The organism is Coriobacteriaceae bacterium (assembly GCA_025992855.1).
GTDB lineage: Bacteria > Actinomycetota > Coriobacteriia > Coriobacteriales > Coriobacteriaceae > Collinsella.
The window spans coordinates 37070-52765 of sequence record DAJPGB010000001.1; the positions used below are offsets into that span (position 1 = coordinate 37070).

Here is a 15696-nt window from a genome sequence, read left to right on the forward strand (position 1 = left end):
CGAGACAAACGGAGTAGGACCTAACCCCGTATGTCCCTAACAGTCGAGCGTTCGACCAGCGTACTCGGCACATGAATCGCCTCGATAGACGAGCTCTCTCCAATCGCCGCCTCAAACGCAAGCTTACCGACACCGCGCAAATCAAATCGCAGCGTCGTCAGCCGATTGTGAGGAACAAGTCCCTCGAGTGCGTCGTCGATACCAACCACGCTCACGTCGTCGGGCACGGACAGGCCCGCGTTCTCGAGCGCGGCGATAACGCCCAGCGCCATCTGGTCATTTGCCGCAAGCACGGCAGTCGGCGCCTGCGACCCGCCGGCAAGCACCTCGGCCGCAATCCGCTCGCCCATGGCGTACCCACTGTCCGCACTCCAATCGCCACGCAGCATCGGAGCGGCATCGACATGAGCACGACCCAGCGTATCGCGCCAACCGGCCTCACGAAAACGCGAGGAAATCGAGTTTTCCGGACCCGCCACAAACCGCATATTCGAGTGACCATGTTCCAGCAGATAATTGGTCAACAGCTCGCACGAACCATACTGGTCGGAGTCGATCGTCGTGCAGCGCGGATGCGCATACATGGACAGGATGACCGTTCGCACTCCCGGCTGGGGAACAAACTCCTCAAAATCGGGAGCCATGCGGTTCATGTTGAGAATCATGCCGTCGACGGGTCGCTCGACCATGCGGCGCGAGGCATCGGCAAGTGTATAGGGCTTGTCGCCGCCCATCTCGATCATAGTGACGGCAAAATCGTGCTCGCGCGCCGCTTGCATGATACCCTCGAGCGTCGCCAGGTTACCGACACGTGTGATGTTGTACATGCACAGGCCAATAGAACGATACGACCCGCCGCGCAACGCCGCTCCAGCAAAATTGGGACGAAAGCCCAGCTCTTCCATGGCGGCCAGCACACGCTTGCGCGTCTTTTCCGTCACGTTAGGCATACCGTTGACCACGCGAGACACAGTCTGGCGGCTCACGCCAGCGAGCGCCGCAACCTCTGCCGCGCTCGCCGAATGACCATTCCTTGTCTGCTGAGCCATGCCTTCCACGCTAACCTGCTTCCCAACTATTCCCCGCGCCCATGGCGCATCGTACATACATTGATAACGTGCTCATGATACCCGAGCCATATACCACAACATGAAAACTTCTGTCAATCAAAACCGCTTACCGAACAAATACAACCGTTCGCGGCTGTTTGAAGTTGTTTTGTTTCTATACATCCCAGCCGGATGTTAACGTGCTCATTGTCAAATGTTCACGTGCTCATTTTGGTTCTAATCATTTTAAGATAGTGTTTATCGGGCTTTTTCACCGCTGAACGCTAACCAGGGAGCCTCCTGAGCGCAAACGCACAATATCGAACAGCGAGACGAGAGGGTGTATGCATATGTCTTTGCTAAACCGCGTACAGCAGCTGCCGAAGGGCTTTGTTTGGGGCGCCGCAACCGCCGCGTACCAAACGGAAGGTTCCACGAAGGTGGCAGGCAAGGGTAAGACCATGTGGGACGATTACCTTGTCGCCCAGGGTCGCTTTTTGCCCGACCCGGCCAGTGATTTCTACAACCGCTACGAGGAGGATATCCGCCTTTCTGCCGAGCATGGACTCAACGCCATCCGTGTGTCCATCGCCTGGACCCGCATCTTCCCCAACGGCGACGATGCCGAGCCCCTCGCCGAGGGCGTTAAGCACTACCACGAGCTGTTCGCCTGCTGCAAAAAGTATGGCGTCGAGCCCTATGTGTCCCTGCATCACTTTGACTCCCCCGCCGCCCTGTTCAACCAGGGCGACTGGCTCAACCGCAAGACCGTCGACGCCTATGTGCGCTATGCCGAGTTCTGCTTCCGCGAGTTCCGCGAGGTCAAGAATTGGTTCACCATCAACGAGCTCATCAGCCTCTCGCACTCCCAATACATCCAAGGCAACTTCCCGCCCAACCATCACTTTGATGTGACGAGCGGCATCCAGAGCCAGCACAACGAGCTCGTTGCCCACGCCCGCGCCGTCAACCTGTATAAGGATCTTGACGAGACCGAGCACCTGGGCGGACGCATTGGCATGGTCAACGTCCTGACGCCGGCATATCCTGCCACAGACTCGCCCGCCGACCAGCACGCCGCCGACCTGTACAACGCCTTCTACACCGACTTCATCATGGACGGCGCCTTCCTGGGTCACTACTCCGCGCGCACCCTCTCACTCATCAACGAGATTCTGCGTGCCAACAACGCCACGCTTACGGTTGAGGACAGCGACATGGAGGAGCTCGCCAAGGCGGCGCCCCGCAACGATATGTTCGGCCTCAACTACTATCAGTCGGCGTTTATCGCCGCCTACGATGGCGAGTCCACCAACAGCTTTAACGGCACCGGAGACAAGGGCACCTCGTGCTTTAAGTTTAAGGGCGTCGGGCAGCAGGTCGATATGCCGGGTATCCCCACCACCGACTGGGATTGGCTCATCTACCCGCAAGGCCTCTACGACACGCTCAAGCACATCAGCGCCACCTATCCCAACCTCCCCGTCATCTATATCACCGAAAACGGCCTGGGCCACAAGGACCCCGAGCCCGACGCAAACGGCATCGTCGCCGATCCCGAGCGCATCGACTTTGTCGACCAGCACATGGAGAAGGTGCTCCAGGCGCGCGCCGAGGGCGTCGACGTCCAGGGCTACTTTATCTGGAGCCTGCAGGACCAGTTCTCGTGGGCCAATGGCTATAACAAGCGCTACGGCCTGTTCTACATCGACTTCGACACGCAAAAACGCTACATCAAGCAGTCGGCACTCTGGTACAAGGAGCTCGCCGACACTATGGCGGACGCGCAGTAGCGCATCGCCTCGCTTTCCCCCGAGAAGGGAGCGGCCCTATGCGATACAAACCCAGCCGCTCCCCTCTCTCCCCCTGGGACCGACCCCGCCTGCACCCGGGCTTTTAGCAAGCGGGAGACCATATAGGTTTTCAACGTCCATGCCATTAAGATTTCATGCAAAGAGGAGCGTGAACTATGGAATCGATCGTTAAGTTCTTGGAGAAAGGTCAGCCGTACTTCGACAAGGTCTCTAAGAACATCTACCTTCAGGCCATTAAAGACGGCTTTTTGGCAGCAATGCCCATCATCCTGTCTTCTTCTGTCTTCCTGCTTATTTCGACCCTGCCGGGCGTTGTCGCCACGGTCGGCGGCTTTACGCTGCCCGACTGGTGGAACGTCGACGTCGTGAACTTCTGCAACAAGGTTTACAACTTCACGATGGGCGTCGTGGGCATCATGGTCGCCGGCACCACCGCAAGCGCGCTGACCGGCTCCAAGAACCGCCGCATGCCTGCCGGCAAGGCCATCAACGCCACGAGCACCATGGTCGCCGCCATGTGCGCTATGCTCATCTTGGCCGTTACCCAGACGAGTGCCAAGATCGACGGCGCCGATGTCTCGGTGTTCTTTACCGACAACATGGGCACCAAGGGCCTGCTGAGCTCCTTTGTCGCCGCATTTGCCACGGTCAACATCTATGCCTTCTGCATTAAGCGAGACATCACCATCAAGCTGCCCAAAGAAGTCCCCGGCGCCATCGCCCAGAACTTCCGCGACATCTTCGCCTTCAGCTTCTCCATCCTGTTTGTCGCCGTCATCGACGTTATCTGCCGCACCTGCTTGGCCGTCCCGTTTGCCAACGTCATCTCCACGCTGGTGAGCCCGCTGTTCGCCGCTGCCGATTCCTACGCCGGCCTCGCCCTCATCTGGTTCATGATCCCGCTGTTCTGGTTCATGGGCATCCACGGCCCCTCGGTCGTTAAGCCTGCCCTCAACGCCGCGCTGTTTGGCAACATCACCACCAACCTCGCCACGCTGCAGGCCGGCGGTCACCCCGCCCTCGCCCTGACCGAGAACTTCGGTAACTACATCGGCGAACTCGGCGGCACCGGCGCCACGTTCATTGTCCCGATCATCTTCCTGCTCTTTATGCGCTCCAAGCAGCTCAAGGCCGTCGGCAAAGCCTCTGTCGTACCCGTGATGTTCGCCGTCAACGAGCCGCTGCTGTTCGCCGCGCCCATCATCCTCAACCCGTACTTCCTGATCCCGTTCCTGTTTGCCCCCGTGGCCAACGTCCTCATTGGTAAGTTCTTCATCGACTTTTTGGGCATGAACGGCTTTATCTATGCCATGCCGTGGGCACTCCCCGGACCGATCGGCACCTTCATCGACACCAACTTCCAGCCGATCTCTCTGGTCCTGGTTGTCGTCCTGCTGGTCGTTGACTTCTTGATCTACTACCCGTTCTGCAAGGCCTACGACAACGTCCTGTGCAAGCAGGAGGCCGAGACCCTGGCCGAAGAAGAGGCCGAGGAGACCAAGACCGTCAAGACCGCTGACGCCCCCGCCGTTGAGGCTCCTGTTGTCGAGACCGCTTCTGCCACTGAGGCCTCCGCAGCTCCGTCCGCCCTTAAGGGCAAGGATCTGAGGGTTCTGGTTCTGTGCGCTGGCGCCGGCACCTCTGCACTGCTCGCCAACGCGCTTAAGGAAGGCGCCGACGAGCTGGGCATCGACATTACCGCCAACGCCGGTGCCTACGGCAGTCACTACGCCATCATGGACCAGTACAACGTCATCGTCCTGGCTCCGCAGGTTCGCACCTATTACAACGAGATGAAGGCCGACACCGACCGCCTGGGCATCACGCTGCTGTCGCCCAAGGGCAAACAGTACATCGACCTCACTAAGGATCCCAAGGGTGCCGTCGCCTGGATCGAGGAAAACCTCGAGGCATAAGACGCTGACACCACCTGCCGCTCGCAGACAATAAATGGCCCGTGCATCGATGTGTGATGCGCGGGCCATTTTGTTTAGATCGCACCCGTCCTCCTGTTCATCTCAATCTGTAACATCTAGCCGAGTTATTCGGTCCTAGCTGTTACAGATCGAGATGAACGCACAGGCCAAGCCGAAAATCTCAATCTGTAACATGTAGACCACTTTTGACCGTCTAGTTGTTACAGATCGAGACAAACGGAATAAGCCGGGCCAAAAATCTCGATCCGTAACATCTAGCCGAGTTTTTGGGTCCTAGCTGTTACAGATTGAGACAAACGGAATAGGCCGAGCACGTCTACACCCGCAGGTCCTTTACGCTGGAACGCTCGACCAGCACGCCCGAAACGAGCGTACGGCTTCTGGAGCTCGGGGCTTCCAGACCTGCGACGACCTCGTTAAGCGCACGGATGCCCAGCTCGCGGTGGCGAAACTTCACAGACGTCAGAATCGAGTTGGGAATCGTCTTGTAGAGCTCATCGTCGAAGCCGATCACGGACACGTCGTCGGGCACACTGAGCCCTTTGTCACGTAGAGCCATCATCACGCCGTTTGCCATGCAGTCGTTAGCAGCGAGGACCGCCGTGCAATCGGGTTTATCGGCAAGCACAAGGCCCGCGGCATAGCCACTATCCGCATTCCAATCGCCCTGCAGAGGCTCGGGCGGCTCAATGCCACGCGCCTCGAGTGCCGCACGCCAACCTTTCATACGACACTGGCTCGACAGCGATTCTTCTTTACCGGCAACGAAGTACACGTTTTTGTGACCGTGATCCAAAAAGTACTCGCACGCCATGCGCGCGCCGCCTTCTTGATCGTCACTGACCGTTGAGCAGGAAGGATGCTCCATCGGCGTGATAATCACCGTCTTAAGGTCCTTTGGCGCCTCAAAGGTATCAAAGTCATCGACCATCTGACGCAGGTTGAAAATCATGCCATCGACGGGCAGCTGCGACATCCTGCGCGCCGCATCGGCAAGGGTCATCTTCTCCCCTGCCCGTTTCTTGATCATCGTGAGCGCAAAGCCTCGTTCTTCGGCGGCATCGGCGATACCGTCGATCATGTCCACGGCACCGCCCGACAAGTGAAACAGCACCACGCCGATGCACCCGTAGCGTCCCAACTTGAGCGAGCGCGCGGCAAAGTTAGTTCGAAACCCAAGCGCCTCCATGGCAGCATGGACTTTATCGCGCGTCGACTCGCGCACGCTATCGGGCTCGTTGATAACACGAGACACCGTCTTAAGAGAAACGCCTGCAGCAACCGCCACGTCGTTCATCGACACGTTTTTCTTGTCCAACGTTGCCACTATTTCTCCCATCGGCCTCATGTCGCATGTTTTCTGCGTTCTAGCATACACTACCTGCTCAATTCTCGAATCAACCGTTTACCGGACAATATCGACCACTCACCCGTAAATCCTTGTTGCGCTTTCTAAAATGTCTTACGTTGTCATTAACGAAATGACAACGTTGTCATTTCACACATGCCTTCCTTACGCAGGAAGGTTTCCGGGCAGTCCTGACCATCCATCGACGACCAGTTCCATCCACATGCATCGCGCATCAAGCAGCAAAGGAGCTCTATGGACGCCATCGTAAAGATGCTCGAGAAGCATCAACCGTTCTTTGAGAAGATCTCGAGGAACATCTACCTCCAGGCCATTAAGGACGGATTCCTTGGGTGCATGCCCATCGTCCTCACCTCTTCGATTTTCCTGCTCATCGCCACGCTCCCCGGCGTCGTTGGCGTCACGCTGCCCCAGCCGCTCATCGACTGGTGCAACAAGCTCTACAACTTCACCATGGGTGTCATGGGCATCATGGTTGCCGGCACCACCGCCAAGAACTTTACGGCATCCATGAACCGTCGCATGCCCGCCGGCAAGGTGCTCAACGACGGCTCCACCATGGTGGCCGCCCAGTGCAGCATGCTTTTGCTCGCTGTTACGCAGTTCACCACCAAGTTCGACGGCTCCGAGCTTTCGGTCTTCGATTGCACCAGCATGGGCACGCGCGGTCTGTTCTCGGCCTATATCGCCGCGTTCATTACCGTGTGGGTCTATAAGTTCTGCGTCTCGCGCGATCTGACCATTAAGCTGCCCAAGGAGGTCCCGGGCGCCATCGCTCAGAACTTCCGCGACATCATCCCCTTTGGCGGCGCTGTCATCATCTGCGGCATCATCGATGTGGTCGTGCGCAACCTCATGGGCGTTCCGTTCTCCGAGCTGCTCATCAAGCTGCTCTCCCCGCTCTTCACTGCGGCAGAAACCTATCCTGGCCTTATCCTTATCCAGGCAGCAACCGCGTTCTTCTGGTTCATCGGCGTCCACGGCCCCTCGATCGTCCAGCCGGGCATCGACCCCATCCGTCTTGCCAACCAGGCCGAGAACCTGCAGGTTCTGCTTGCCGGTGGCCACCCCGCCCACTCCCTCACCTTTAACATGTCGCTCGTGGGTGAGTTCGGCGGCACCGGCGCCACGTTCATCGTGCCGCTTCTGCTGATTCTCTTTATGAAGTCCAAGCAGCTCAAAGCCGTCGGTAAGGCCTCGATTGTTCCTGTTGCCTTTGCTGTCAACGAGCCGCTGCTCTTTGGCGCTCCCATGATCCTCAACCCCTACATGCTCATCCCCTTTGTTGCCGCCGGCTGCGTCAACGTGAGTGTTGCCAAGTTCTTTATCGATAACGTGGGCATGAACGGCTTCTCCTTCGTGGTGCCTTGGGCCACCCCCGCCCCCATCGGTATCTTCATCACCACGAACTTCCAGCTCATCGCCCTGGTATTTGTCGCGATCATCATCTTGCTGGACGCCGTCATCTACCTGCCGTTCTTGAAGGCATACGATAAGCTGCTCTGCGACCAAGAGGCCGAGCGCGCTGCCGAGCTGGGTCTCGAGTCCGATGGTGCTGCCACCATCGCTGCCAGCACCTCTGCGCCCGTCATCGAGCCGACCGCCGCTGCCGTCGACAGCGAGCCTGTCGCCGATCAGCCCAAGCCCGCCGCCGACGCATCCGCTAAGAAGGACGTCGATGGCCTGAAGGTCCTCGTCCTGTGCGCCGGCGCCGGCACCTCCGCCATGCTTGCCAATGCCATCAAGGAAGGCGCCGCGCAGACCGGCGAGAACATCGCTTCCTCCGCAGGCGCTTATGGCCAGCACACCGCCATCATGGATCAGTACGACGTCATCGTGCTTGCCCCGCAGGTCCGTAGCTACTACAACGACATGAAGGCCGACACCGATCGCCTGGGCATTAAGCTGCTCGCCCCGCGCGGCAAGGAATACATCGACCTTACCCGCGACCCCGCCGGTGCCATCAAGTGGCTCCGCGAGAACCTCGACTAGTTTCCTCCCGCTGTTGGTGCCCGGACCCCAGTTCGGGCACCTCTCCCTATTCGTATCCCACAGAAAGGATGACTCATGACCAACCCCATGCAGTTCCCCGACGGCTTTGTGTTTGGCGGCGCCACCGCTGCTTACCAGGTTGAAGGCGAGACCCGCACGCACGGCAAGGGCAAAGTGCCCTGGGACGATTTCCTGGCAGCCCAAGGTCGCTTCTCCCCCGATCCCGCAAGCGATTTCTACAACAAGTACCCGGTCGATATCGACCTGTGCCAGCGCTTCGGCATCAACGGCATCCGTGTCTCCATCGCCTGGAGCCGCATCTTCCCCAACGGCACTGGTGAGATTAACCCCGAGGGCATTGCCTTCTATCACGAGCTCTTTGCCACCTGCAACAAAGCCGGCGTTATCCCCTATGTCACGCTCGATCACTTTGACACTCCCGAGGTTTTCTACCAGGACGGTGGCGAGGGCTTCCTGACGCGCACGACCATCGATGCCTTTGTCGAGTACGCCAAGTTCTGCTTTGCCGAGTTCACCGAGGTCAAGCACTGGTTTACCTTTAACGAGATTCCCGCAACCGCCGAGGGCAGCTTTATCGTCGGCAACTGGCCGCACGGCGAGAAGTATCGCCTGGACAAAGCCTTCCAGCTTATGCACAACATGATGGTGGCCCACGCCAAGGCTGTCGTCGCCTTCCATGAGGGCGGCTTTGAGGGCGAGATCGGCATCGTCCAGAACCTGGAGCCCAAGTATCCCCTCGACCCCAACAGCGCTGCCGACTGCGAGGCAGCTCGCATGGCCGACGTCATCAACAACCGCTGGGTACTCGACGCCACCTTCCGCGGCCACTATGCAGCCGACACCATGGAGGCTGCGACCAAGCTGGCCCATATCGCCGGCGGCGAGCTCGACGTCCGCGACGAGGACATCGCTGCGCTGACCGCCGCGCTCCCCTACAACGATTGCCTGGGTGTCAACACCTACAAGTGCCAGTTCCTGCGTGCCGCCGAGGGCGAAAACGACATCAACCACAATGGCACCGGCGACAAGGGCTCCTCGCGCTGGTTCCTCAAGGGCGTGGGCGAGTCATGCGTGCGCGAAGGCGTACCCACCACCGATTGGGACTGGATTATCTATCCCGAGGGCCTCTACGACCTGCTGCTCCGCATTAAGAACGATTACCCCAACTACAAGAAGATCTACATCACCGAGAACGGCATGGGCTATAAGGACGACTTCGAGGACGGCTTTATCGACGACGCCCCTCGCATCGACTATATGCGCCAGCATCTCGCGTGGATCCTCAAGGCAATCGACGGCGGCGTAAACGTCGACGGCTACTTTGTGTGGTCGCTGCAGGACCAGTTCTCCTGGACCAACGGCTATAACAAGCGCTACGGCCTGTTCTACATCGACTTTGAGACCCAGAAGCGCTATCCCAAGGCGAGCGCGTACTGGTACAAGAACGTCGCGGAGACCGGCCTGCTCATGGCCTAGTTTCCGCCGCATACCCCCTGTCGGCCGCATACGAATCCCTCCACGGGTTCGTATGCGGCCTTTTTGTTTTGGCTCGGCCCGAGCAGGCCGTCTGTCTCGATCTGTAACATCTAGCAGGGATTTTCAATCCTAACTGTTATAGATTTAGACGAACGGGCGACCAGGGCTGAAAGATCTCAATCTGTAACACGTAGCCCACTTTTAACCGTCTAACTGTTACAGATCGAGACAATAAGATAGTCAAATCCGAACTTTCCAAGCAGTTATGAACCATGGTTTCCAGTTTTCGGTATCACGAACATACTTTCGGTATCATTTAATGGTATTATGATATCGAAAGTATGTTCGTGATACCGAAAGGAGCCGCATGCGCCAGTTCGATTACACCACAGTCCCAGCGGAACTCGAAGCAACTCCAATCACCAACCTCCTCCTCTCGATACGCGAGCATAAAGGCCGTCAGCTTGCTCTGAGTCAAGTCAAACCCGAGCTTCTATCGTCCCTAATGGAGGAGGCTAAGATCCAAAGCACCCGATCCTCCAACGGACTTGAAGGAATTGTTACCACCCAAAAAAGACTCAAAGCGATCATGGCGTATTCCGCCAAGCCAAGCTCCCGCGCAGAGGAAGAAATCGCTGGATACCGAGATGTGCTGTCGCTTATTCACGAGCAACACGATTCCATTCCCGTAACGCCATCGGTCATTCTGCAGTTGCATCGTGACCTCATGGCGCACACGGCAATCTCGTATGGAGGCCATTGGAAAGATGGCGATAACGAAATCGTCTCCATTGACGATCAAGGTAATCGATTTGTGCGCTTTAGGCCCCCTTCGGCTCTAGCAACCCCGGGACTTATTAAAGAAGCCTGCCAGTCCCTCAACGATGCTTTATCTCGCCAAGTTTGCGATCCCCTCCTTATATCGCTCCGCTTTATCTTCGATTTTGTTAGCATTCATCCCTTCAACGATGGCAATGGCAGGATGAGCCGGCTCCTTACAACGCTGCTGCTCGAAAAGACTGGATACGATGTTGCGCGTTACATCAGCATCGAACGACTTATTGAAGACAACAAAGCGCTTTACTACAACGCCCTCGCTGCAAGCTCCACTGGATGGAATGAAAATCAAAACACCGAAGTACCCTTTATCCGTTTCATGCTCGGAACAACCCTGGCCGCCTACCGACAGCTCGAGCAGCGTACCTTAATTGAATCAAGCACTCGTCCCATGTCGAAGCAAGCGCGCATCGCTGTTCTATTTCAACAGAGACCCGGCGTCATTAAGAAATCCGACATCCGGTCCAGCTGCCCCGATATCAGCGAGGTAACCGTTAAACGAACCCTCGGCCAGCTTGTTAGTTGCAGCGCAATCGAAAAAACAGGAGCGGGTCGTTCGACGGGCTACATACTCAAAGACGTCCATGCTCTAGAACTATTCTTGCAAGCCACAATACCCGATGGCGAGGCCGCAATAACAAAAGAGGCTTCAAAGGATAAGCTCCTTGAACGTGTAAACCACGCCGAGGATGAAAGCAGAGAAGGGCTCTATGAAGACTACGATTCATTCTCAAGGGACATAAAGACGAGATACGGAGTCTAGTCATATCTCAGAATAGCCTCATCCTTGTTGCCCAAAATTATTTGCGCGTCATTTTAAAGCGGTACCCCTGCGCCGGCTGGGGGGCAGAAGTATCGTCCGCCGATCCTGCTGGAATCGGCGATCAGATAGCGTGAGTCCGCTTTGCTAAAAGCGAGCTGCTGGATACGGCCCTCGTCCATGTTGGACGTGGACACGTCGCCGTCCAGAATGCCGTTGGCACCGATAAACGCCGTGTCAATCCCTAGTGCGCGCAGGGTATCCTCGGCCATGGGGCCCACAAAGGCGTCGGTGCGGCGACGGTACATGCCGCCCACCGGGCACAGCTCGCAATCCTCGCGCGCCTCGAGCAGGCTAAAGGCCGAAAGCGAATTGGTCACATAGATGGAAGACAGTTTGTCGGTGACTCGGAGAGCGCCAATGCGATCTCACGACGGTTGCGCGCATTGTCTCAATTAGATACTCAACGAAATACGGCCCCGCAGCTCAATAAGCTGCGGGGCCGTACCATACACCGACGAATCAACGACGAAGTGCATCCACTATTTGGCCAGCTCCTGAACGATCCAGTCAATTGCACCTTCGGGATCGTTGGTAAGGTCGATATACTCCTTGCCCCTTGTGGTGAGCAGTTTAATTCCAAGGCGATCGGTATCGGCCTTCATAGCGTCATAGTACATGCGTGCCTGGGGCGCCAGAACAATCACGTTGTACTGATCCATCGTCTCATAGTGGCTTCCGTACGCACCGGACTGAGATACCAGATCGATACCCTTAGCAGCGGCACCTTCGCGAAGAGCATTTGCCAAGAGAGTCGAAGTGCCGGCACCCTGGCAAAGCACAAGCACGCGGATCTGCTCCGCCTTGTCCTTTACCGCCTCGAGAGCTTTTGCGACATTTTCCTGTGCGGCAATAGCATCTGCATCCGAGGTTCCTGCAGTCTCCTTTGCAGACTCTTCCAAACAAAGCTGATGGTCATACGCCTTGCAGAACGGATAGTAAATCACAAAGTCGACGACCAACAGCACTGCCATCAATACGAGAGAACGCAGATCGAGACCCGTGGTGAGGAACGCACCAATTGGGCCGGGAAGCGCCCACGGCATGGTATACATGGGGGCGTTCATTCCAATGACGTCAATGAAAAATTTACCGATAATGGCGTTGACCATAGGAGCCACTAGGAAGGGCACGAACATATAGGGATTGAGAACAATCGGCATACCGAAGATAACGGGCTCGTTAACTCCAAAAATCACCGGGATAATCGATGCCTTGCCCATGGCTTTAAGCTGCTTGGAGCGCATAAGCATGATCAGGATAATAGGAACGATGAACGTGCAGCCAGAACCGCCCAGACCGCCGATGAAGCTTGTAAAGTCCTGCGTGAGAGCAATTGACGGGTGTCCACCTGCTTGGAAAACCTCAAGATTGGTAACGGTATTGCCGTAGAGCGCAGCATTGATCGGACTCATGACAACCGAAGCACCGTGGATACCCATAAATTGGAAAAGCGCGACCGCGCCTTCGATAAGCGCCATGCCAGGATAGGTGTCGACCGCGGAGAACAGCGGCGAGATGAGAGCGGATACCAAATTGGCGAACGGCACAGCAAGCAGCTTGCGGCTCGCAAGATCGATAAAAGCGCACGCAAGGATCGAAAACCCAAATGCAAAGATATCGCGAAAACTCTGCGCAATAGAGCCAGGGACCTCTTTGGGAAGCTTGATCGTCACATTATGGCTAATGCACACCTTATAGATATTAACGGTCAAGAATGCGGCTACGAACGCAGCGAGAAAACCCTTGGTTCCCATATAGCCGGTTTCAAAAACAGATGTATCTGCTCCGCCAATCGAGACAACATCGTTCGTCACCGATAGCAAGAGCATGCCGCACATGGCACAAACCATGCACGAGGTGGGGTTGAGAGATTTACCCGAAGGCATGCGACGGTTCATCGACATGGCAAGTGAGCTCGCCGTGGTGCCGGCCACCATAATGCCAAGAAGTCCCATGGTATATGCATAGATTTTATTGAAGAAATCCAGCACCTCAGACGGAAGCGTGATGCCTACATAGGCAGGGAGCGTCGAAAGAAGAAGGAACAGGCTCGAGAACAGCACAATTGGCATATTCGAGAGAAAGCCATCCTTAATCGCCACCAGATAAATGTTCCTCGAGATTTTGTCGAAGAGGGGCTGGTGTTTTTCAAGGAATTTGACGATAGCGTCCATAACACATCCTTTCATGATTCCCGGGCACACAACGATTTATCCGGACTCAACCGTCGTCGTCCCCGTTTGTATCCACTTATGTAAGTGAATACGCTCTTGTGCGAAATGTAATATCATTTGCGCGATTTGTCATAACCAATTCTTTTTCCGCTTTGTCGATATGTCAAGAATTCAAATACTTATTCGGTGAACGGCAGTTGCGTAATTTTAGATTTGTCCAGCTAAAGGCTATTTTTTCCGCGCAGTACAATAAGTTTGCAACCGTTCACCGATTGGATATAACATATTGAATATATTGTTGTAACAATATTAGAGACAATGTCACAAGCCTGTCGTTCTAGTCAAAGGAAGTAACAATGCCCAAACGATTACTGAACATGTCCGCATCCGATTTTGCCGCCACGTCACCCATGGATCTAAAACAGGCAATTCTGGCTTCCGAGGGACGTACCATCATGGCGGAAAACGTACCCTCTTCCCAATTTCTCGGCGGCGTTACTAATGCAGAAATCGAACGTGCCGCAGGTGCCGACCTGCTTCTGTTTAACGCGCTCGATGTGTTCGATCCAGTTATTGCCGGTATTCCAGATGATCTCAATGAAAACCCGGTCACTTGGGTGAAGCGAGCATGCGGAAGGCCCATTGGCGTCAATCTGGAGCCAGTTGATAACGAGGCAGAGATGTCTGAATCCCGTACGGAAATCCCCATGGGTCGTCGCGTCTCTCCCAAGACCTTAGAAAAGGCTAACGAACTCGGATTTGATTTTATCTGCCTGACGGGCAACCCTGGAACCGGCGTCTCCAACGATGCAATCGCCCATTCGATTAAACTCTCCAAAGAACATTTCAATGGCCTGGTCATAGCCGGAAAAATGCATGGAGCGGGCGTTGCGGAACCTGTCATGACACTCGAAATAGCGCGCAAGTTTGTTGATCTCGGCGTCGATATCCTTCTCGTGCCAGCCCCCTACACTGTCCCTTGCTTCCAAGAAGCAGACCTGCGCGCCATCGTAGACTTTGTACGATCCCACAATGTAGGCAAGTCAATTGAAGAAAAGGTTCTCGTCATGGCGGCGAACGGGACCAGTCAAGACTCCTGCGACAGCGAGACCATTAAGAAAATAGGCCTTGCAGCAAAAGCCGCTGGCGCTGACCTCCAACATATCGGGGACTCCATGAACGGTATTTGTCTGCCCCAGAATATCTTCACGCTTGGACAAGCCCTTCGTGGTTACAGGCATCAGATCGTCATGCTGAGCCGCTCTGTGATACGTTAAGGTTGTTGCACTCAAGCTATATCCCGACCACGGCAATCATCAGATACCACCAACATGCAAACTGAGGCTCCAATGCTCGATACACACGAAAAACGGCCACTCTATTTACAGCTCACCGACGCGCTGCTCAAGCAAATCGTCGATGTATATCAAGCAGACGATAAACTTCCAACAGAAATGGAACTTTGCGACGAATACGCCGTAAGCAGAACAACCGTCCGACTTGCCATGAGTGAGCTGGAGCGTCGTGGAAGTATCTATCGAATCCAAGGTAAGGGATCGTTTGTTGCACCGAAACGCGTCAGTGAGCTCAATTCACTTTTAGACTTTGACTTTGCAAGCCATTGCGATGGTGTTGATCCGGATACCATCACCAAACATTTCGGCGGCCGCACATCAGGTCGTCCAATTTCCGTAATGATGCTCCAACAATTTGGATGCCAAAGTCGCGATGAGATTCAGCGTCTTGAATTGACCTACGAACTTGAAGGCAGCTTCATAGGCGCTGATACGTTCTTCATTTCAAAGTCGCGCGTTCCGAATAATCAGTTAGATTTTCAGGCATTTAGCAAAATCATGGACGAGTTGTCCATGTCTATCCAATCTGCTCGAGAAAGCTATAGAGCACGTCAGCTTAGCGATTCCGAAGCCAGCAATTATGGTGTTGCAAAACTTCCGGTCATCGAACTGACTCATTATGCTTACGACTCCGGAGGCAAACTAATCTCAATTGTCTGCCGCACCGTCTTAACTGGGCGAATCCCTTATCAAAACTTTATTTTCAAGTCCTAATGTTCTTTTTCTTTTGTCTCGATCTGTAACACGTAGCCGAGTTTTTAAGTCCTAACCGTTACAGATCGAGACAAACAAGGTAGGCCCCGCCGAATTGTCTCAATCTGTAACATCTGGTTGGTGGTTTCACCCCTA

The 15696-nt window shown here is 55.4% G+C and carries 11 protein-coding genes; 7 read left to right on the top strand and 4 right to left on the bottom strand.

Going from position 1 to position 15696, the window contains the following annotated elements; translation table 11 throughout:
* Positions 1-20: 20 nt before the first annotated feature.
* Positions 21-1049 (bottom strand): substrate-binding domain-containing protein, encoded by a 1029-nt coding sequence (locus OIL88_00155; GenBank protein ID HJI70803.1) that lies wholly within the window; start codon positions 1047-1049, stop codon positions 21-23.
* A gap of 350 nt (positions 1050-1399) precedes the next feature.
* On the opposite strand from OIL88_00155, the gene lacG (OIL88_00160) reads away from it, so the two are divergent.
* Both lacG (OIL88_00160) and OIL88_00165 read left to right on the top strand, forming a co-directional pair.
* Positions 1400-2842 carry a 6-phospho-beta-galactosidase gene (gene lacG, locus OIL88_00160; protein HJI70804.1) on the top strand — a complete coding sequence of 481 codons (1443 nt, stop codon included), beginning with the start codon at positions 1400-1402 and terminating at the stop codon, positions 2840-2842.
* Positions 2843-3018: 176 nt separating this feature from the next.
* Entirely contained in the window at positions 3019-4779 is a 1761-nt protein-coding gene (locus OIL88_00165) for a PTS lactose transporter subunit IIBC (protein HJI70805.1), read from the top strand.
* A 337-nt stretch (positions 4780-5116) separates the two neighbouring features.
* On the opposite strand, the gene OIL88_00170 is transcribed toward OIL88_00165, so the two are convergent.
* Positions 5117-6127 (bottom strand): LacI family DNA-binding transcriptional regulator, encoded by a 1011-nt coding sequence (locus OIL88_00170; GenBank protein ID HJI70806.1) that lies wholly within the window; start codon positions 6125-6127, stop codon positions 5117-5119.
* Positions 6128-6403: 276 nt separating this feature from the next.
* Between OIL88_00170 and OIL88_00175 the strand changes: the two genes are divergently transcribed.
* From OIL88_00175 to OIL88_00185, 3 genes are all read left to right on the top strand, one after another.
* Positions 6404-8161 (top strand): PTS lactose transporter subunit IIBC, encoded by a 1758-nt coding sequence (locus OIL88_00175; GenBank protein ID HJI70807.1) that lies wholly within the window; start codon positions 6404-6406, stop codon positions 8159-8161.
* A 75-nt stretch (positions 8162-8236) separates the two neighbouring features.
* Positions 8237-9658, top strand: a complete 1422-nt coding sequence (gene lacG, locus OIL88_00180; protein HJI70808.1) for a 6-phospho-beta-galactosidase — start codon at positions 8237-8239, stop codon at positions 9656-9658.
* Between the two features lie 367 nt (positions 9659-10025).
* Positions 10026-11258, top strand: coding sequence for a Fic family protein (locus OIL88_00185; protein HJI70809.1), 1233 nt, complete (start codon positions 10026-10028; stop codon positions 11256-11258).
* Between the two features lie 53 nt (positions 11259-11311).
* On the opposite strand, the gene OIL88_00190 is transcribed toward OIL88_00185, so the two are convergent.
* The gene (locus OIL88_00190; GenBank protein HJI70810.1) at positions 11312-11635 is read right to left on the bottom strand and encodes a hypothetical protein; all 324 of its coding nucleotides are present in this window, start codon (positions 11633-11635) and stop codon (positions 11312-11314) included.
* Between the two features lie 162 nt (positions 11636-11797).
* Positions 11798-13492, bottom strand: a complete 1695-nt coding sequence (locus OIL88_00195) for a PTS lactose transporter subunit IIBC (GenBank protein HJI70811.1) — start codon at positions 13490-13492, stop codon at positions 11798-11800.
* A gap of 356 nt (positions 13493-13848) precedes the next feature.
* On the opposite strand from OIL88_00195, the gene OIL88_00200 reads away from it, so the two are divergent.
* Both OIL88_00200 and OIL88_00205 read left to right on the top strand, forming a co-directional pair.
* Entirely contained in the window at positions 13849-14769 is a 921-nt protein-coding gene (locus tag OIL88_00200; protein ID HJI70812.1) for a haloacid dehalogenase-like hydrolase, read from the top strand.
* A gap of 72 nt (positions 14770-14841) precedes the next feature.
* On the top strand, positions 14842-15561 hold the full coding sequence (locus OIL88_00205) for a GntR family transcriptional regulator (protein ID HJI70813.1): 720 nt from the start codon (positions 14842-14844) through the stop codon (positions 15559-15561).
* Positions 15562-15696 lie beyond the last annotated feature (135 nt).